The 21,874-nt window shown below is 36.8% G+C and carries 10 protein-coding genes; 4 read left to right on the forward strand and 6 right to left on the reverse strand.

Annotation, left to right across the window (positions count from 1 at the left end; all coding sequences use genetic code 11):
* Positions 1-54 precede the first annotated feature (54 nt).
* The 4 genes from ACXGQW_RS06635 (at position 55) to ACXGQW_RS06650 (ending at position 3,701) form a co-directional block, all read left to right on the forward strand.
* Positions 55-1,269, forward strand: a complete 1,215-nt coding sequence (locus ACXGQW_RS06635) for an aminotransferase class V-fold PLP-dependent enzyme (protein WP_457821266.1) — start codon at positions 55-57, stop codon at positions 1,267-1,269.
* A gap of 34 nt (positions 1,270-1,303) precedes the next feature.
* Positions 1,304-1,762 carry a DUF1569 domain-containing protein gene (locus ACXGQW_RS06640; RefSeq protein WP_457821268.1) on the forward strand — a complete coding sequence of 153 codons (459 nt, stop codon included), beginning with the start codon at positions 1,304-1,306 and terminating at the stop codon, positions 1,760-1,762.
* 41 nt (positions 1,763-1,803) lie between these two features.
* Complete coding sequence (locus ACXGQW_RS06645; protein ID WP_457821269.1) at positions 1,804-2,739, forward strand: methylenetetrahydrofolate reductase; 936 nt, start codon at positions 1,804-1,806, stop codon at positions 2,737-2,739.
* Between the two features lie 68 nt (positions 2,740-2,807).
* Positions 2,808-3,701 carry a hypothetical protein gene (locus ACXGQW_RS06650; RefSeq protein WP_457821271.1) on the forward strand — a complete coding sequence of 298 codons (894 nt, stop codon included), beginning with the start codon at positions 2,808-2,810 and terminating at the stop codon, positions 3,699-3,701.
* Between the two features lie 50 nt (positions 3,702-3,751).
* Here ACXGQW_RS06650 and ACXGQW_RS06655 read toward each other — a convergent pair whose 3' ends face one another.
* The 6 genes from ACXGQW_RS06655 to ACXGQW_RS06680 form a co-directional block, all read right to left on the reverse strand.
* On the reverse strand, positions 3,752-4,750 hold the full coding sequence (locus ACXGQW_RS06655) for an aspartate-semialdehyde dehydrogenase (protein ID WP_457821273.1): 999 nt from the start codon (positions 4,748-4,750) through the stop codon (positions 3,752-3,754).
* A gap of 262 nt (positions 4,751-5,012) precedes the next feature.
* The gene (locus tag ACXGQW_RS06660; protein WP_457821275.1) at positions 5,013-5,225 is read right to left on the reverse strand and encodes a DUF2945 domain-containing protein; all 213 of its coding nucleotides are present in this window, start codon (positions 5,223-5,225) and stop codon (positions 5,013-5,015) included.
* A 22-nt stretch (positions 5,226-5,247) separates the two neighbouring features.
* On the reverse strand, positions 5,248-6,309 hold the full coding sequence (locus ACXGQW_RS06665) for a hypothetical protein (RefSeq protein ID WP_457821276.1): 1,062 nt from the start codon (positions 6,307-6,309) through the stop codon (positions 5,248-5,250).
* 171 nt (positions 6,310-6,480) lie between these two features.
* The gene (locus tag ACXGQW_RS06670) at positions 6,481-7,359 is read right to left on the reverse strand and encodes a PorP/SprF family type IX secretion system membrane protein (RefSeq protein WP_457821278.1); all 879 of its coding nucleotides are present in this window, start codon (positions 7,357-7,359) and stop codon (positions 6,481-6,483) included.
* Positions 7,360-7,369: 10 nt separating this feature from the next.
* Complete coding sequence (locus tag ACXGQW_RS06675; protein WP_457821280.1) at positions 7,370-19,996, reverse strand: MBG domain-containing protein; 12,627 nt, start codon at positions 19,994-19,996, stop codon at positions 7,370-7,372.
* 266 nt (positions 19,997-20,262) lie between these two features.
* On the reverse strand, positions 20,263-21,588 hold the full coding sequence (locus tag ACXGQW_RS06680; protein ID WP_457821282.1) for a LuxR C-terminal-related transcriptional regulator: 1,326 nt from the start codon (positions 21,586-21,588) through the stop codon (positions 20,263-20,265).
* Positions 21,589-21,874 lie beyond the last annotated feature (286 nt).

The following is a 21,874-nucleotide window of genomic DNA, read 5'->3' on the forward strand; positions in this document are numbered from 1 at the left end:
TCCTTTTTATCTTTTAGACTTAAAGAAGTACCTTTGTTTTAAAGATTTTAATTTATGATAAACATCGAAAAAGTAAGAGCAGATTTTCCTATTTTAAAACAAGAAGTGAATGGAAGACCTTTGGTTTATTTTGATAATGGAGCTACTAGTCAAAAACCACAAGTGGTAATAGATGCTATTACTAATTACTATACTACGATTAACGCTAATGTACACAGAGGAGTTCATACTTTAAGTCAATTAGCTACCGATGCGTTTGAAGAAACCAGACGTAAATTAAAAGCACATTTTAACCCTAAACACGAACACGAAATTATTTTTACTCGTGGTACTACGGAGGCTATTAATTTGGTAGCTACCTCATTAACTTCATTAGTAAAAAATACAGATGAAATCGTCATTTCTGCGCTAGAGCATCATTCTAATATTGTGCCTTGGCAAATGCTTTGTGAACGCACAGGAGCTACCTTAAAAGTAATTCCGATGAATGATGATGGAGAGCTTAAAATGGATGTATATGACGAATTGTTATCGGAGAACACCAAAATAGTTGCAGTAAATCACATATCCAACGCTTTGGGAACAATAAACCCTGTTGAGCAGATAATAGAAAAAGCACATAAATTTGGAGCTTGGGTACTTATTGATGGAGCACAATCTTGCCCACACATGGCTGTAGACTTACAAGCTTTAGATTGCGATTTTTTTACCTGCTCTGCTCATAAAATGTTAGGACCCACAGGAATTGGTTTTTTATACGGAAAAGAAGCTATTTTGAATGAATTACCACCATACCATGGGGGAGGAGAAATGATTAAAGATTGTTCTTTTGAAAAAACGACCTATGCTGAGTTGCCACACAAATTTGAAGCTGGTACGCCTAATATTGCTGATGTCATTGCATATGGTGTAGCAGTAGATTATGTAAATAATATAGGCTTAAAAAATATTGAGGCTCATGAACACGAACTGCTAGTTTATGGAACGCAAGAATTGAGCAAAATACCTGGATTAAAAATTTATGGGACGGCTAAAAACAAAGCGAGCGTTATTTCATTTAACATAGCCAATATACACCCTTATGATATAGGAACTATTGTAGATAAACTAGGAATAGCCGTAAGAACGGGTCACCATTGTACACAGCCCATTATGACTCGTTTTGATATTCCTGGGACTATAAGAGCTTCTTTTGCTTTTTACAATACTAAAAAAGAAATAGATAGTTTGGTAACTGCATTGCAAAAAGCGGTTGCTATGTTATCATAAAGTTTATATTTACATCCTAAAATTAAACCGAGGTATGTCTTATCCAAGTATTTTTGAAGTAGCGACCTTAGCAAAAAATAAAAAACGCTTAGACAACTTAAAAATAGACTCAAAACCTTTATGGGGGAAAATGAACACAGCTCAAATGCTGGCACATTTGAATTTGACTTATGACACCTCTAGGGGTAAAGTTAGAGTTGAGATGCATCCATTTATGCATTTTTTTATAAAGAAATTCTTTAAAAAGGCAGTTGTAGATAATAAGCCTTATCCTAAAAATGCAAGAACGGCACCTTATTTTGAGGTTTTAGAAAATAAGGAATTTGAGTACGAGAAAGAACGACTTTTGCAGAATATGCATTGGGTTTTTGAAAAAGGAGAAAGTTATTTTGAAGGGAGATTAACAGGCTCTTTTGGCAAATTAACAGCCAAAGAGTGGAGTAATTTATTTCAAAAACATTTAGATCATCATTTTAATCAATTTGGAGTTTAGCCAACTTGATTTTTGGCGTTATTGTCAATAAATTTTACCGCATGAATTCACAGGAATTAAAAAAGAAAATAGAAAATAAAGAGGGAGGCTATCTTTTTTATGGGTTAACACCACCTAAAAAATCTACGGACAAAGATAAAATTACAGGGATTGCTCAGAGACAAATAGATAGGCTAAAGGATTTGAATATCGATGGATTGGTTTTGTACGACATTCAGGATGAATCTTCTAGAAATAACAATCCTCGTCCATTTCCTTTTATGTCCACTTGGGCTCCAGATGAATATGCAAACACCTATCTGCAAAATTTAGAAGTTCCAAAAATCATATACAAAAGCGTAGGTAAGTTTACGGAAGAGAGTTTAAAGCAGTGGTTAAAAGACCACGAGAATAAAATAGATTTGACTGTTTTTGTAGGAGCACCGTCTAAAGATCAGCAAGTAAAATTATCTTTACAGCAAGCATACAAAATAAAAAATGCTTCAGATTCAACCATCAAGTTAGGAGGGGTAACCATCCCAGAGCGTCATTTTGTAAAAGGTGATGAGCATATTCGCTTGCGTAACAAAATAGAAAACGGATGCTCTTTTTTTATATCTCAATGTGTGTATAATTTAGACAATGCCAAAGATATGCTCTCGGATTACTACTTTTATACGCAAGAAAAAGGCATACAACCTATGCCTATTATTTTTACGCTAACACCCATTGGCTCCCTTAAAACATTAGAATTTACCAAGTGGTTGGGAATAGATATTCAAAGGTGGTTGGAAAATGAATTAAAGGTTTCAAAGGATATTTTAAACGCTTCTATAGGTATATGTAAATATATAGCTAATGATTTAATTAATTTTGCTGCAGAAAAAAACATGCCCATTGGTTTTAACATAGAATCTGTAGCGATTAGAAAAGCGGAGATTGATGCCTCTATAGATTTGGTAAAATCCATTAAAGAAATGATGGGTAAACGACATTAAGGAACGAATATTGTTGATATTACAATATCAACAACCATAGCGCTTTCACACTAAAAAAATAAATAATATTGTTAAAAAGTAAATTCTACATAAAGTTTTTTATTGTTTCTGTTCTTTTTTGGACAGGAGGCTCCATAGCTCAAATTAGAGACTTAGTGAAAGTAGACTTTACCAATTTGATATCTGAAAATTCAAAATTCTCCTTTACTAGAAATCGATTTTCAGTAAATTATCCTTTTAAACTCAACGATAAAAACTACTTAATTTCGGGTATTAATTACAATAGAATAGATGCGAAAATTAATATCGACGGCCTTTCAGAGAATTTTAATTCAGATGTTACTCAGTTTAGACAATACGAGTTCAATATGGCTTTTATTCATCAATTGAGTAGTACTAAAAAAATCATAGCGCAATTTAAACCAGGTTTGAGTTCGAATTTTTCTTCAAACAAAATTTTTAAAGAAGATTTTGTGGTAACAGTTGGTTTGGGAATCATCATTGATAAAAGAAAAGAAGCCATTGAAAAGCCTTACAGATTAATTTTAGGAGCTGCTTTTTCTGGTACCAGTGGTGTTCCATTTCCACTACCTTTTATCAGCTACTACAGAAAACTGTCCGAACGTAGGGAGTTCACTTTGGGAATCCCTAAAATTAATTACAAATTTTTGTTTAGAGAGGGTAAGTCCAAACTAGGTCTTTTAGCGCGTTTAGAAGGATTTAATTCAAGTATTCAGGACAACGTGAGTCACAACAATAATCGCGTGAACAGATTAAGAGCCACTCTGATTGTGGGAGGGTTGGGATATGAACACTTTTTTACCAAACACATTATATTCTATTCTGCCTTTGATAGGGTCTTAATAGACAGAGTTCGTTTGAATTTTGACAACGATGAAATCAAAAAAATAGAGACAAGTAAAGATTACTTTTTTAAAGTGGGAATCAAATTTAAGATATAAAAAAACCAGCCAACTGGCTGGTTTTTTTTAGGGTTCTATCTCAACAAGCTTTAAGCTTTTAAAATTCCTTTTTCTACTAAATATTCTGCAATTTGAACTGTATTTGTCGCAGCTCCTTTTCTTAAGTTGTCTGCAACAATCCACATATTTAGGGTGTTTGGTAAAGATTCATCTCTACGAATACGTCCCACGAATACTTCGTCTTTGTCATGAGCCAAAGCAGGCATTGGATATACGTTGTTGTCCAAATCATCCTGAACAATAACTCCTGGCGTAGCTGCTAATATTTCTCTTACTTCTGCTAAATCAAAGTCGTTCACAAACTCTACGTTTACAGCTTCTGAGTGACCTCCAGCAGTTGGAATACGTACAGCTGTTGCAGTTACAGCAAAAGAATCATCACCTAAAATTTTCTTAGGCTCTTTTACCAATTTCATTTCTTCTTTAGTGTATCCATTTTCCATAAAAATGTCGCAATGAGGAATTGCGTTGCGGTTAATTGGATAGTTATAAGCCATTTCGCCGTCAGTAATTCCGTTTTGTTCGTTTTCTAATTGCTTTACAGCTGCTACACCTGTTCCAGATACCGACTGGTAAGTAGAAACAATTAAACGCTTCATTTTATATTTTTTATGTAATGGAGCCAAAGCCATTACTAATTGTATTGTAGAACAATTAGGATTGGCAATAATTTTATCCTCAGCAGTTAAAACATCACCATTAATTTCGGGAACAATTAATTTTTTACCTGGATCCATTCTCCATGCAGAAGAGTTGTCAACAACAGTAGTTCCAGCAGCAGCAAATCTTGGTGCCCATTCTAAAGAAGTATCTCCACCAGCAGAAAACAAAGCAACATCAGCATTCATTTTCACAGCATCCTCTAAAGTTACGACTGTATAATTTTTACCTTTGTATTCTAATTGTTTACCAGCAGAACGAGCCGATGCAACAGGGATTAATTCTGTTACAGGAAAATTTCTTTCTGCCAATACTTTTAACATTACCGTTCCTACCATTCCGGTAGCTCCTACTACTGCTACTTTCATATTTGTATTATTTTTATTTCTAGTTGTTCAAAAATTGAGAGTGCAAAGATGCTAAAAATGTAGGCTTCATTTTTTATAATAGACTGAAAATTACACATTTTGTTAAAAATTTATCGTATTGACAAATTTTGAGAAATAATTTAACGAAGCATTGTAAACATTTAGAGCTTATTCCGCAGAAACCAACTGTTAAAAGATTTGTAAATACAATTAAATATGAAGTTTATAGAGTAGATTCATGCACTGGTCAAATAGTTCTTAGCTAGTCTTTTCTTTTTACCTCACTTTCTAGTTTAAGAACAGAGCCTCCATCTTCTTGTTCAATATACAAGGCTTTATTGTCCGATTCTCCATTTCTAGTAACCTCACTTCCCTTAATTTTTTTGGTAATTTTGCTAGTGTACGTTTCTTTTACTTTCCCCTCAGCCTTACCATTTCCCCATTCCCATACAACTGTAGTTCCTTTTCTAATCATAATTGTATATGTTTTTAAGCTATTAAATTTTAAAAGAAAGTTTGTCTTTAAAACCAGTTACAGTTTTTCCAAAACTTTTATGACTCACACTTATATCATCACCAAATTTTTGAAACATATTTTTAACAGCAGCTATATTTTGCTTGTTTACTTTAAAATAGTCAATATCACCTTTGTTTTTTGTGATAGCTAATAAAAAAGCTTCTGTAAAGCAACCATAAAATTCATTTTTAAAATTAAGTCCAACAAGTTGATGATCAAATTGGAGCTCTAAATTTTTTATTTCGTAATCACCACCATCAAACCGAGCAAATCGTTTATCGGATTCATCAATTAAGTGTTTTGGAACAGCATTAGGAACAGCAACATCAATAATAATTAATTGCTGCTTACAAATATGTTCTAGTTGTTGCTTAGTTACGTTGTGATTATGAGCACAACCTAAGAACAACGAGGCTTTTTCAAAAGCATCAGATTCCGCGTAAGCATCTAAGCTAGTAAATTGCAAATCGGTTTCGTTACTAATAACACGGTGTTTGCTAATAACCACAATTTTTTGATAGCCTTCTTCTTTCAGATATTGGATGGCGGTTTCTCCCAAAAAGCCCGCACCCAAAACAATTACGGGATCTTTTTTAGAAATACTTTTAGATACATATTCAATTTGCTTTAAAAAAGCGAGTGCAGTTCCATTGTCTCCAATGGTAAATAAAATGTTTGGGAACAGTTTTTTTAACTCAGTACCATCTCCAAACAATCTTTTTGTTGATGCTGCTAGTAAAACTACCTTAACACCCTTGTCAGAGGCATGTTTTACGGCATTGATAAAATATTTTTTAGCCTTTTTCATTCCAGATATAGACAACATTTCTGTTGGCAAAATATCTAAAACAGGAATCATTCCTTGGTGTCCTTTGTACGAGAATTCGTAGGGTTTTAGAACACCCTCTGCACAGTAATTATCACTATTTCTTATAAAATCTCTATTTAGAGGACTTAAACAGTTTGATATCAAAGCAATAATAGGTTTGCTCTGTGTCGATTGGTCAGGAGAAATTAAAACGGAACTAGCTTCTGTTAACATACAGGTTATTTTATAGGAATACGCAAAAATATATTTTTGAAATTTATAATAATGTAAAACTCTAGAATTAAGATGAGGTAAACTCATCACTTTGAAAATTTCCCCTAATTTTTAATCAATACATACAATATAAAACCGCGGGAGTTGATCTATAACACGATGGATGAAGTTTTATCTAAGATATTTGTATACTCTATTAACATCTAATAATATTGAAACTCCATGAGTACCATTAGATTGACTAGTTAAAGATGATGATACTCCTAATCCATAATTGTAGCTTAATCTCAAAAGATCATTGACTTTAAATCCAAAAAAGAAATCTATAGATTCTTTTAGCCTATATGATAGTCCAATATCAAAGTCATTATCATATATAAGATTCAAAGATAAGTCAATTAAGAACGAATTTGATTTGTCATATCTAATCAATGTAGATGGTTTTAATTTTAAACTATTATTTAAAATTACTTTCTGTCTAAAGGTAAATATCAGCCCACTTTCGTTTTCAACACGGTCATTTAAAATTAAATCCACAAAAGCCAAGCTTATTTCAGTATCTTTTGTATAGTAATATAAGCCGCTACTAAAATTTAATCCGATATTGTTTTTAATATTATCACTACTTATAGTTTCAAATTCATCGAAGACCAATTTACTGGTGTTTAAGCTGTTAAAAGTCAAACCCGTTTTGATACCAAATGATAAATTTCCATCTCTAGACGTTTGTATTCGGTATGCGGTATTAACAAAAGGATTAGTTATTTGTAAAGGTCCTCTTTTATTATACAATATACCAAAGCCCAAGCCCAGACTATTTTTTAACGGACTATGGACTGAGAAGAACCCTGTTTCAGGAGATCCTTCAATTCCTGAAAATCTTTTTTGCAATCCTAAGCCCAATTGTAAATTACCTCTAGTCCCTGTAAATGCTGGATTTATTATTTCTGTATTATAAGTGTATTGAGTAAAACTTGGAGTCTTTTGTCCTGTAACTGTATAGTAGTTCAGTAAAAGTATGGTAATTAATATTTCGATTCTTCTAAACATTTCTTAATTATTATTTTAATAAATAGACCCAACTCCTTTTAGGCTTAGTGTTTTGATCATTGTAATTAATGATATAATAATAAACTCCTTCTCTGATTTCGCCTCTATTATTTTTACCGTTCCACCATCGAACTCTGTTATTTTTACGATGCCTATAATTAAAAATTTCAACTCCAAAATCGGTATAAATGGTCAGCTCAAAATTTGAGAAGTTCTCTTTTAAGCCATCAATGACAAAGAAATCATTAATCCCATCTCCATTTGGTGTAAATGAGTTTACGCTTGAGGTTTTAGAGGTAGGTTCATTTATAATTGTAAAAACTGAGGAAACAAACGTAATATCGTATTTAGCATTCTCCAAAGTACCTTGGCTAATGATATAGGTTCCTATATTTTCTCCAACAGCTCTTGATAAACTTCCGTTTAGAACGTCACCTGCCACTAAAGCCCCTTTGGTAATTGTATAGGTCAATATAGGATCGGATGTTCCTTTTACTTTGCTCTGAGTATCCGCGGTTATAGTTATTGGAATTAATGAAGCTGCTATAATCTCCAAGTTCGCGCTTAAGAAAGTGATATTATAATTGAGATTATCAACATTTCCTTGATTGATGAGATAAGTCCCTATATTTTCGCCAGCGGCTCTTGATAGGTTTCCATTCAAAACATCACCTGCTATTAGTGCTCCGTTAGTGATTATATAAGTTAACGCGGGATCAGATGTTCCTATCACCTTGCTTTTTGCATCTGCGGTGATTGTTATCGGATGTTGTACAATAGATAGCGTAATATCTTTGGTTCCTCTACTGTAAATACCATTAGGATTTTGTGTTGCTCTAAGAGTCACGCTTACAGCGTTTCCTAGAGTAACAATTTGATTGTTGATGCCCGATAAACGAGTTCCGTTGGGGTTACCAATAATGCTGTAAGATATGTTTCCTAAAGAATTAGAACTAGCCTGTAAGTTAAAATCGGCATCCCCATAAGTTTTAATAACGTTATTAAACATAAGAGTAGGACTGGTTAAGCTTCCCACTTTTAGGACTCCGTTTACCAAATTGAAGACGTAATTATCATCGCTTCCACCAGTCAAAATAATAGGATAATTTCCAGTAGGGCTACTCACAACAGCTGTAGTACTAATACTTGGTTCTGTATCAATATCTGTAAGAGTATCCCCATTTTTAAACCCTGTGTAGGCAATTGTTAAGGTAGGATTTGCCTGTCCTTGAACTTTATTTTTATCATCTGCGGTAGCCGTTAATGTAGCTTTGGTGATGGTAAAATTAGCCCCTGTAAAAGTAATATCATAGTTAGGGTTCTTAACATCTCCTTGATTGATAGCATAAGTACCTACATTTTCACCGATAGCTCTCGTTAACATTCCTGCCAATACATCACCACTTAATAAAGTACCACTGGCAACTTGATAGGTCAAGCTGACATCTGTGTCTCCATATACCTTGCTTTTTGCATCTGCGGTGATTGTTATCAGACGTTGTGCAATAGATAGCGTAATGTCTTTAGTTCCTCCACTGTAAATACCACTAGGATCTTGTGTTGCCCTAAGAGTCACGCTTGCAGCGTTTCCTAGAGTAACAATTTGATTGTTGATGCCCGATAAACGAGTTCCGTTGGAGTTACCAATAATGCTGTAAGATATGTTTCCTAAAGAATTAGAACTAGCCTGTAAGTTAAAATCGGCATCCCCATAAGTTTTAGTAATATTATTAAACGTAAGAGTAGGACTGGTTAAGCTTCCCACTTTAAGGACTCCATTTACCAAATTAAAGACGTAATTATCATCGCTTCCACCAGTCAAAATAATAGGATAATTTCCAGTAGGGCTACTCACAACAGCTGTAGTACTAATACTTGGTTCTGTATCAATATCTGTAAGAGTATCCCCATTTTTAAACCCTGTGTAGGCAATTGTTAAGGTAGGATTTGCCTGTCCTTGAACTTTATTTTTATCATCTGCGGTAGCCGTTAATGTAGCTTTGGTGATGGTAAAATTAGCCCCTGTAAAAGTAATATCATAGTTAGGGTTCTTAACATCTCCTTGATTGATAGCATAAGTACCTACATTTTCACCGATAGCTCTCGTTAACATTCCTGCCAATACATCACCACTTAATAAAGTACCACTGGCAACTTGATAGGTCAAGCTGACATCTGTGTCTCCATATACCTTGCTTTTTGCATCTGCGGTGATTGTTATCAGACGTTGTGCAATAGATAGCGTAATGTCTTTAGTTCCTCCACTGTAAATACCACTAGGATCTTGTGTTGCCCTAAGAGTCACGCTTGCAGCGTTTCCTAGAGTAACAATTTGATTGTTGATGCCCGATAAACGAGTTCCGTTGGAGTTACCAATAATGCTGTAAGATATGTTTCCTAAAGAATTAGAACTAGCCTGTAAGTTAAAATCGGCATCCCCATAAGTTTTAGTAATATTATTAAACGTAAGAGTAGGACTGGTTAAGCTTCCCACTTTAAGGACTCCATTTACCAAATTAAAGACGTAATTATCATCGCTTCCACCAGTCAAAATAATAGGATAATTTCCAGTAGAGCTACTCACAACAGCTGTAGTACTAATACTTGGTTCTGTATCAATATCTGTAAGAGTATCCCCATTTTTAAACCCTGTGTAGGCAATTGTTAAGGTAGGATTTGCCTGTCCTTGAACTTTATTTTTATCATCTGCGGTAGCCGTTAGTGTAGCTTTGGTGATGTCCGCAGTTAAACTAGGTTGCGTTAAGCTATAGTTTGCCGCATCAGTTCCTGCTAAGGTATAATTTGCTGTAGCGATCGAAATTCCCAAACCAGCATCAGCATTTACAAAAGTAAAAGACGGTACTCCAAAAAGCGTAACGTCATCACTTCCTACAATTCCGGATAAAGTTGCAGTACCGGAACTCATAGCAGTTGTATTTCCATCGTAAATTTTGTTTATTCCAAACAAACCTGTAACTGTAAGCGTTTTTGAAATAACATTAGCAGTTAAACTTGGTTGTGTTAGAACGTATTTTGATGCATCAGTTCCCGATAACGTATAACCTGTTGTGTTAATGGTAATTGCTGATCCTACACTTGCAGTTGAAAGAGTAAATATTGGAGTTCCGCTTAATCTGACATCATCTAGGCCAACAACACCTGCTAAAGTTGCAGTACCAGAAATAACTACATTGGTATTACCATCATAAACTTTGTCACTACTTATCAATCCCGTAATACTTAAAGGAATTTTATCATTATCTGTAATTACAATGTCTTTGCTTATTGCGCTTCCTAAGGCAATTCCTGCTGATGGATTGCTCAGTGTCAATGTAGCAGTTTCAAACCCCTCTACCACAGTATCATCTTGAATAGTGAAAGTGGTACTTCCTATCGTTTGCCCGTTTAAAATGGTAATGGTAGCATTACTTAAAGTATAGTCTGAATTGGTAATAGCTGTTCCGCTAACGTTAACCTCTATGGTTTGATCTCCAACCACTGCATTGTCTGCTGTAGCGGTTACTGTAATAGCGGTAGGAGTTGCTTCGGTTACTGTATTGGCTGAAACACTGAGGTTGACCAGCGTAGGATTCTTAAAATCTATCCCTAAATTACTACTTGCTGTTACAGCATTGGTTACCGTACTTGCGTTTGAGTTGTTAAAAGCAGAGTCTTTAAAATCAAAAATAATATCTGCTACATCGTTTGTGTTGGCATGATTTGCAGCATTGCCTGTTAAAGTTAATGTAGCCCTACCTTCTGAGCTAGCTGTCATTACTCGGTTAGATCCATTAAATGACACTGCCACAAATTTATTATCACCATAAGCAACAGACGACCATGCATTATTCTCAGCTGCTGTTTGAGCGGTCCATGTGATTCCATCGGTGGAGGTCATGACTCGATTGGTACCATCCACAGATACCGCTACAAACAATCCATTCCCATAAGTCACAGATCGCCATTGATTGTTCTCAGCTGCTGTTCGAGGAGTCCAAGTGATTCCATCAGGAGAGGTCATCACTCGGTTGATACCATCAAATGATACCGCCACAAATAATCCGTTACCATAAGTAACAGACAACCATCTATTATTCTCAGCTGCTGTTCGAGGAGTCCAAGTAATTCCATCAGGGGAGGTCATCACTCGGTTGATACCATCAAATGATACCGCCACAAATAATCCGTTACCATAAGTAATAGAGAACCATGTATTATTCTCAGCGGCTGTTCGAGAGGTCCAAGTGATTCCATCGGGTGAGGTCATGACTTGATTGGTACCATTAAATGATACCGCCACGAATAATCCATTTCCATAAGTAACTGAAACCCATTGATTGTTCTCAGCTGCTGTTCGGGCAGTCCAAGTAATTCCATCGGGTGAGGTCATTACACGATTGGTACCAGTACTTGATACCACTACAAATAATCCATTTCCATAAGTAACGGAACCCCACTCATTATTCTCAGCTGCTGTTCGAGGAGTCCAAGTAATTCCATCGGGGGAGGTCATCACTTGATTAGTACCATCACTACTCACAGCCACGAACAATCCATTCCCATAAGTCACAGATCGCCATTGATTGTTCTCAGCTGCTGTTTGAGCGGTCCATGTAGATGCAGGTCCTTGTACACTTATGTTAGGGCTCAAGCCCGTAGGTATATTTGTTAAAGTCACATCTGTACCTAATGATAATGGGGTTTTAAACGTATCGCCTTTTAGGGTAGCTGTAATGTTTCCTGTTACAGATCCATCATTGGCTAAGTTTTCGGTAAAACCAGTACCGTTATAGGTAATTTCAGCATCGTTATCTGTAATTATAATGTCTTTGCTTGTTGCGCTTCCTAAAGCAATTCCTGTTGATGGATTGCTGAGTGTTAATGTAGCAGTTTCAAACCCCTCTACCTCAGTATCATCATGAATAGTGAAAGTGGTGCTTCCTATCGTTTGTCCATTTAAAATAGTAATGGTAGTATTACTTAAAGTATAGTCTGAATTGGTAATAGCTGTTCCGCTAACGTTAACCTCTATGGTTTGATCTCCAACCACCGTATTGTCTGCTGTAGCGGTTACTGTAATAGCGGTAGGAGTTGCTTCGGTTGCTGTATTGGCTGAAACACTAAGGTTGACTAGCGTGGGATTCTTAAAATCTATACCCAAATTACTACTTGCTGTTACAGCATTGGTTACCGTACTTGCGTTTGAGTTGTTAAAAGCAGAGTCTTTAAAATCAAAAATAATATCTGTTACATCGTTTATGTTAGCATGATTTGCAGCATTGCCCGTTAAGGTTAACTTAGCCCTACTTTCTGAGCTAGCTGTCATTACTCGGTTAGCTCCGTCGAATGACACTGCCACAAATTTGTTATCACCATAAGTCGCAGAGATCCATTGATTATTTTCAGCTGCTGTTTGAGCGGTCCAAGTAATTCCATCGGTGGAGGTCATGACTCGATTGGTACCATTTAGACTTGTAGCCACAAACAATCCATTCCCATAAGTAACTGAAAACCAGCTATTATTCTCAGCTGCTGTTTGAGCGGTCCAAGTAATTCCATCAGGAGAGGTCATCACTTGATTGGTACCACTAAATGATACCGCCACAAATAAACCATTCCCATAAGTAATAGACGACCATGCATTATTCTCAGCTGCCATTCGAGGAGTCCAAGTAATTCCATCGGGAGAAGTCATCACTTGGTTGGTATCGCTACCTGATATCGCCACAAACAGTCCACTCCCGTAAGTAACGGATTGCCATCCATTGATTCCAGCTGCTGTTTGCGGGGTCCAAGTAATTCCATCAGGGGAGGTCATCACTCGATTGATACCATTAAATGATACCGCCACGAAGAATCCATTTCCATAAGTAACAGACGACCATGCATTATTCTCAGCTGCTGTTCGGGCAGTCCAAGTAATTCCATCGGGCGAGGTCATTACACGATTGGTACCAGTACTTGATACCACTACAAATAATCCATTTCCATAAGTAACAGAACCCCACTCATTATTCTCAGCTGCTGTTCGAGGAGTCCAAGTAATTCCATCGGGGGAGGTCATGACTTGATTGGTACCGTTAATACTCACGGCTACAAATAATCCATTCCCATAAGTTACAGATCTCCATTGATTGTTCTCAGCTGCTGTTTGAGCGGCCCATGTAGATGCAGGTCCTTGTACGCTTATATTAGGATTCAAGCCCGTAGGTATATTTGTTAAAGTCACATCTGTACCTAATGATAATGGAGTTTTAAACGTATCGCCTTTTAGGGTAGCTGTAATGTTTCCTGTTACAGATCCGTCATTGGCTAAGTTTTCGGTAAAACCAGTACCGTTATAGGTAATTTCAGCATCGTTATCTGTAATTATAATGTCTTTGCTTATTGCGCTTCCTAAAGCAATTCCTGTTGATGGATTGCTGAGTGTCAACGTAGCGGTTTCAAATCCCTCTACCTCAGTATCATCTTGAATAGTGAAAGTGGTACTTCCTATCGTTTGCCCGTTTAAAATGGTAATGGTAGCATTACTTAAAGTATAGTCTGAATTGGTAATAGTTGTTCCGCTAACGTTAACCTCTATGGTTTGATCTCCAACTACTGCATTGTCTGCTGTAGCGGTTACTGTAATAGCGGTAGGAGTTGCTTCGGTTGCTGTATTGGCTGAAACACTAAGGTTGACTAGCGTGGGATTCTTAAAATCTATCCCTAAATTACTACTTGCTGTTACAGCATTGGTTACCGTACTTGCGTTTGAGTTGTTAAAAGCAGAGTCTTTAAAATCAAAAATAATATCTGCTACATCGTTTGTGTTGGCGTGATTTGTAGCATTGCCCGTTAAAGTTAATGTAGCCCTACTTTCTGAGCTAGCTGTCATTACTCGGTTAGATCCATTAAATGACACCGCCACAAATTTGTTATCACCATAAGCAACGGAGCTCCATTCATTATTTTCAGCTGCTGTTTGAGCGGTCCAAGTAATTCCATCAGGAGAGGTCATAACCCTATTGCTTCCAGTAGTACTCACAGCCACAAACAATCCATTCCCATAAGTCACAGATCGCCATTGATTGTTCTTAGCTGCTGTTTGAGCGGTCCAAGTAATTCCATCAGAGGAGATCATAACCTTATTGCTTCCAGTAGTACTCACAGCCACAAACAATCCATTCCCGTAAGTAACTGAAAACCATTGATTGCTTTCGGCTGCTGTTCGAGGAGTCCAAGTGATTCCATCAGGAGAGGTCATCACTCGGTTGATACCATCAAATGATACCGCCACAAATAATCCGTTACCATAAGTAACAGACAACCATCTATTATTCTCAGCGGCTGTTCGAGAGGTCCAAGTGATTCCATCAGGGGAGGTCATCACTCGATTGGTACCAGTAAATGATACTGCTACAAACAGCCCATTTCCATAGGTAATTGAAGACCACGAATTATTTTGTGCCGCAGTTCGAGGAGTCCAAGTAATTCCATCAGGGGAGGTCATCACTCGGTTGGTACCATCAAATGATACCGCCACAAATAATCCATTCCCATAAGTCACAGATCGCCATTGGTTGTTCTCAGCTGATGCTCGAGGGGTCCAAGTAATTCCATCAGGAGAGGTCATGACTTGATTGCTTCCATTATTGCTCAAAGCCACAAATTTTCCATTTCCATAGGCAACTGAAAACCACGTATTGTTTTGTGCCGCTGTTGGGGAGGTCCAATTAGACGTGGATTGTTGCACGCTTATGATTGGATTCAAACCTGTAGGTATATTTGTCAAAGTCACATCTGTACCTAATGATAATGGAGTTTTAAACGTATCGCCTTTTAGGGTAGCTGTAATGTTTCCTGTTACAGATCCGTCATTGGCTAAGTTTTCGGTAAAACCAGTACCGTTATAGGTAATTTCAGCATCGTTATCTGTAATTATAATGTCTTTGCTTATTGCGCTTCCTAAAGCAATTCCTGTTGATGGATTGCTGAGTGTCAACGTAGCGGTTTCAAATCCCTCTACCTCAGTATCATCTTGAATAGTGAAAGTGGTACTTCCTATCGTTTGCCCGTTTAAAATGGTAATGGTAGCATTACTTAAAGTATAGTCTGAATTGGTAATAGTTGTTCCGCTAACGTTAACCTCTATGGTTTGATCTCCAACTACTGCATTGTCTGCTGTAGCGGTTACTGTAATAGCGGTAGGAGTTGCTTCGGTTGCTGTATTGGCTGAAACACTAAGGTTGACTAGCGTAGGATTCTCAAAATCTATTCCTAAATTACTACTTGCTGTTACAGCATTGGTTACAGTGTTTGCGTTTGAGTTGTTAAAAGCAGAGTCTTTAAAATCAAAAATAATATCTGCTACATCGTTTGTGTTGGCGTGATTTGCAGCATTACCTGTTAAAGTAAACGTAGCCTTACTTTCTGAGCTAGTTGTCATCACTCGATTAATTCCATTAACTGACACCGCCACAAATTTGTTATCACCATAAGCAACGGAGTTCCATTCATTATTTTCAGCTGCTGTTTGAGCGGTCCAGGTAATTCCGTCATGGGAAGTCATGACTCGATTGGTACCATTTTGACTCACAGCCATAAACAGTCCATTCCCATAAGTAACTGAAAGCCAAAAATTCTGCTCAGCTGCTGCTCGAGGGGTCCAAGTAATTCCATCAGGGGAGGTCATCACTCGGTTGGTACCACCAAATGATACCGCCACGAATAATCCATTCCCATAAGTAACTGAAAGCCAAAAATTCTGCTCAGCTGCTGCTCGAGGGGTCCAAATAACTCCGTCATGGGAAGTCGTGACTCGATTGGTACCATTTTGACTCACAGCCACAAACAGTCCATTTCCATAAGTCACAGATCGCCATTGGTTTTTCTCAGCTGCTGTTCGAGGGGTCCAAGTAATTCCATCAGGGGAGGTCATCACTCGGTTGGTACCATTAATTGATACCGCTACAAATAATCCATTACCATAAGTCACAGATCGCCAAAAATTCCGCTCAACTGCTGCTCGTGGGGTCCAAGTGATTCCATCAGGGGAGGTCATCACTCGGTTGGTACCATTAATTGATACCGCCACAAATAATCCATTCCCATAAGTCACAGATTGCCATGCATTATTCTCAGCTGCTGCTCGAGGAGTCCAAGTAATTCCATCGGGGGAGGTCATCACTTGATTAGTACCATCACTACTCACAGCCACGAACAATCCATTACCATAAGTCACAGATCGCCAAAAGTTCTGTTCAGCTGCTGCTTGGGCGGTCCAAGTAGATGCAGGTTCTTGCACGCTTATGTTAGGGTTCAAGCCCGCAGGTATATTTGTTAAGGTCACATCTGTACCTAATGATAATGGAGTTTTAAACGTATCGCCTTTTAGGGTAGCTGTAATGTTTCCTGTTACAGATCCATCGTTGGTTAAGTTTTCGGTAAAACCAGTACCGTTATAGGTAATTTCAGCATCATTATCCGTAATTACAATGTCCTTATTTATTGCGCTTCCTAAAGCAATTCCTGCTGATGGATTGCTCAGTGTCAACGTAGCGGTTTCAAACCCCTCTACCTGAGTATCATCTTGAATAGTGAAAGTGGTGCTTCCTATCGTTTGTCCATTTAAAATGGTAATGGTAGTATTACTTAAGGTATAGTCTGAACTGGTAATAGCTGTTCCGCTAACGTTAACCTCTATGGTTTGATCTCCAACCACCGCATTGTCTGCTGTAGCGGTTACTGTAATAGCGGTAGGAGTTGCTTCAGTTGCTGTATTGGCTGAAACACTGAGGTTGACCAGCGTAGGATTCTTAAAATCTATCCCTAAATTACTGCTTGCTGTTACAGCATTGGTTACAGTATTTGCGTTTGAGTTGTTAAAAGCAGAGTCTTTAAAATCAAAAATAATATCTGTTACATCGTTTGTGTTGACATGATTTGTAGCATTGCCCGTTAAAGTTAATGTAGCCCTACTTTCTGAGCTAGTTGTCATTACTCGGTTAGATCCATTAAATGACACCGCCACAAATTTGTTATCACCATAAGTAACGGAGCTCCACCCATTATTTTCAGCTGCTGTTTGAGCGGTCCAAGTAATTCCATCGGTGGAGGTCATGACTCGATTGGTACCATTTTGACTTATAGCCACAAACAGTCCATTGCTATAAGTCACAGATCGCCATTGATTATTTTCAGCTGCTGTTCGAGCGGTCCAAGTAATTCCATCAGGAGAGGTCATCACTCGATTGGTACCACTAAGTGATACCGCTACAAACAGTCCATTTCCATAAGTCACAGATCGCCACCCATTATTCTCAGCTGCTGCTCGAGGGGTCCAAGTGATTCCATCGGTGGAGGTCATCACTCGATTGGTACCATTAGATGATACTGCCACAAACAATCCATTCCCATAAGTCACAGATCGCCATTGATTGCTTTCAGCTGCTGTTCGAGAGGTCCAAGTGATTCCATCAGGGGAGGTCATCACTCGATTAGCACCATTAAAGGATACCGCTACAAACAGGCCATTTTCATAAGAGATAAAAAGCCATGCGTTATTTTCAGCTGCTGCTCGTGGAGTCCAAGTAATTCCATCGGTGGAAGTCATGACTTGATTGGTACCATCACTACTTACAGCCACAAACAGTCCATTCCCATAAGTCACAGATAGCCATTGGTTGTTCTCAGCTGCTGTTCGAGGAGTCCAAGTAATTCCATCGGGGGAGGTCATCACTTGATTAGTGCCACTATTTGATACTGCTACGAACAATCCATTTCCATAGGCAACTGAAAACCAGGTGTTATTTTGTACTGCTGTTCGAGCGGTCCAAATAGATGCAAGTCTTTGTACGCTTATGTTAGGGTTCAAGCCTGTAGGTATATTTGTTAAGCTCACATCTGTACCTAATGATAGCGGGGTTTTAAAAGTATCTCCCTTTAGGGTAGCTGTGATGTTTCCTGTTACAGATCCGTCATTGGCTAAGTTTTCCGTAAAACCAGTACTGTTGTAGGTAATTTCAGCATCGTTATCTGTAATTATAATGTCTTTGCTTATTGCGCTTCCTAAAGCAATTCCTGCTGATGGATTGCTGAGTGTCAACGTAGCGGTTTCAAACCCCTCTACCACAGTATCATCTTGAATAGTGAAAGTGGTACTTCCTATCGTTTGCCCGTTTAAAATGGTAATGGTAGCATTACTTAAAGTATAGTCTGAATTGGTAATAGTTGTTCCGCTAACGTTAACCTCTATAGTTTGATCTCCAACCACTGCATTGTCTGCTGTAGCGGTTACTGTGATAGCGGTAGCGACTGCTTCGGTTGCTGTATTGGCTGAAACACTAAGGTTGACTAGCGTAGAATTCTTAAAATCTATCCCTAAATTACTACTTGCTGTTACAGCATTGGTTACAGCACTTGCGTTTGAGTTGTTAAAAGCAGAGTCTTTAAAATCAAAAATAATATCTGCTACATCGTTTGTGTTAGCATGACTTGTAGCATTACCTGTTAAAGTTAACGTAGCTCTACTTACTGGATTAGCCGTCATCACTTGATTAATTCCATTAACTGACACTGCGACAAATTTGTTATCACCATGAGCAATGGAGCTCCATCCATTATCCTCAGCTGCTGTTTGAGCGGTCCATGTGATTCCATCAGAGGAGATCATGACTCGATTGGTACCATTTTGACTCACAGCCACAAACAGTCCATTTCCATAAGTAACGGAGTTCCATTGATTATTTTCAGATGCTGTTCGGGCAGTCCAAGTAATTCCATCAGAAGAGGTCATAACCCTATTGCTTCCAGTATTGCTCACAGCCACAAACATTCCATTTCCATAAGTCACAGATTGCCACGTATTATTCTCAGCTGCTGTTCGGGCAGTCCAAGCAATTCCATCAGGAGAAGTCATGACTCGATTAGTACCATCAAATGATACTGCCACAAACAGTCCGTTCCCATAAGTAACTGAAAGCCATTGATTGTTCTCAGCTGCTGTTCTGGCAGTCCAAGTAATTCCATTAAGAGAGGTCATCACTCGATTACTGCCATCAGATGATACTGCTACAAACAGTCCGTTCCCGTAAACAACAGATCGCCAAAAATTCTGAGTTCGCCAAAAACTATGTACAACTTCTGCTCGAGGAGTCCAAGTAATTCCATCGTTGGAAGTCATGACTCGGTTGGTACCATTACTACTTACAGCCACAAATAGTCCATTTCCATAAGTAATAGAAGCCCATTGATTGTTCTCGGCTGCCGCTCGAGGAGTCCAAATAATTCCATCAGGGGAGGTCATTACACGATTGGCACCAGTAGCCGACACCGCCACATACAGTCCATTCCCATACGTGATAGATCTCCACAAATTCTGTTCAGCTGCTGTTTGAGCGGTCCATGTAGGTGTAGATTCTTGTATGCTAATATTAGGACTCAAGCCTGTAGGTATATTTGTTAAGGTCACATCTGCACCTAGTGATAGCGGAGTTTTAAAATCATCGCCTTTTAGGGTAGCTGTAATGTTTCCTGTTACAGATCCGTCATTGGCTAAGTTTTCGGTAAAACCAGTACCGTTATAGATGATGGATTGTGCATACGCAAATTGGGTTCCATAAAGAGATAATAAGATTGCGAATAGTATTTTTTTCATAAATGGATGTTTCATTTCTTGCAATATTCGTGGTGCGTTTGATAGTTAAATTATTATTTGACTAAACAAAATTATTTTAGGGTCTATAAAATTAGCCACAAAAATGTAAATTGGAGAAAAAAAACGGGTAGTAAAGGGGTAGTTTTTTATTTTTAAATACTTGATATACAAGTTTTTGTAATTATTTATTTTTTGATAGGATTTTTTAAATCAAAAACACCTCTTAACGAATGTAAAGAGGTGTTTTGATTTTGAAGGATTAAATTTTAAAGGAGATTTATTTTGTCATAAATCTCCTTACGATTGGAAATCTCTAATTTCTGATATATTTTTTTTACATGGAATTTTACAGTGTTTACAGATATATAAGTCTCTTCAGATATTTCTTTGTTAGTTTTTCCTGCAGCAATCAATTGTAAAATTTCTTTTTCTCTAGGACTTAAATCATATTGAGTAAATATGTTGTTTTCATTGTTGGCTAATTTACTTAGTTCATTAGACAGTGTTTTAATTTCGTTTAAATGTTTTACAATTGCAAAACGCATTTTTTTATTATCGTTTTGCAGAGTTTTCATTCTGTAAACTACCGAGTAGGATAAAAATAGCATTTCAATAAGACCACCCAATTTTACGTGTATTGCGGTAATGCCTAAAAACTTGAGTCCTAGTAATTTTAGTACGTAATAATTTATTCCTAAGATGAGAATAAATACATAAGCCCAAACAAAAAACTTGGTAAATATATTTTTTGAGTACAAAAGCACTCCAATGGTCCACCATAAAATCAAAATACCAAACACTAAAATTTCTAAAATAACGTAATATTTAAAGTCAAGACTCCACAGATACAATCCATTGACAACAAGTAATACGATCAAAAGTAGCCAAGAATAGCGAATAGAATTCTTAAAATAATTTTTGGCTTGTAAATAATTTTCGGCAAAATATACACCGGTAATAGCTACTAACACGTGATCTATGGCTTGTAACCGATCTATCCAAACTCCATCAATATGCCAAAAATTAAAAAGACCATCACTGATAAAAAGTCCTAAAGAAATAAAAAACAAAAAGCTTGTGTAATACAAAAAGGTATCTTCTTTAAACGAGAAATAATAGAATAAATTAATAATAATAATTACCATAACAAATCCAAAATAGAAGCCTATGAATAGCAAATTGTTTTGCTCTGTATAATTAAAATAATTGGATTCAGAGAGTTGTACAGGTATATACGCTTCTTTGTAAAGCTTTACCTTAATAAGACTATTTGAGTAAGCTGGTAGTAAAAAGGTGACAAATCTTTGATGTTTCTTATTTGTAATTTGTTTTTCACCAGAAGATGAAAATATGGAGGCTTGATGAATGTGTCTGTTTTTAAAACAGATTTTTTTTGGTTCATCCGTTTTTATTAAAAACCAGTAATTCCCTTTTATAAGACCTTTGTTTATAGGTTCTTGGTAAGACTTAAAAGTCTGTTTTTGTATATCATTTACATTTAAAAGCCCACTTGCATCATAAAAATAACTGATTTGAGAGAAAGCCAAAGCATAGCATAATAAAAAAAATGTCAGAAAAAGTCTTGGTTTCATTATGGCTTAAAATATTGAGGCTAAGATAAATATTATTATAATTAATGAATTATTTTCGGTGTAGTAATTGATGCTTTTTTGATAAATTATAAGTTAAATTAACCTTAATTTACAAACAAAAATGTCCTTAAAACATATAAATGGTATTGTGTTTTTCTTTGCAAAAAAAAGGATATGAGATTTTTTGTTATTTATTAATTCTTTTTCAATTGTTAAAAATTGTCATCAAAATTACATATTTGATAATTATTTAAATTTTTAGCTTGTAATCTATCTAAATTAAGCT

The sequence above is a fragment of the Wenyingzhuangia sp. IMCC45533 genome (assembly GCF_054111225.1).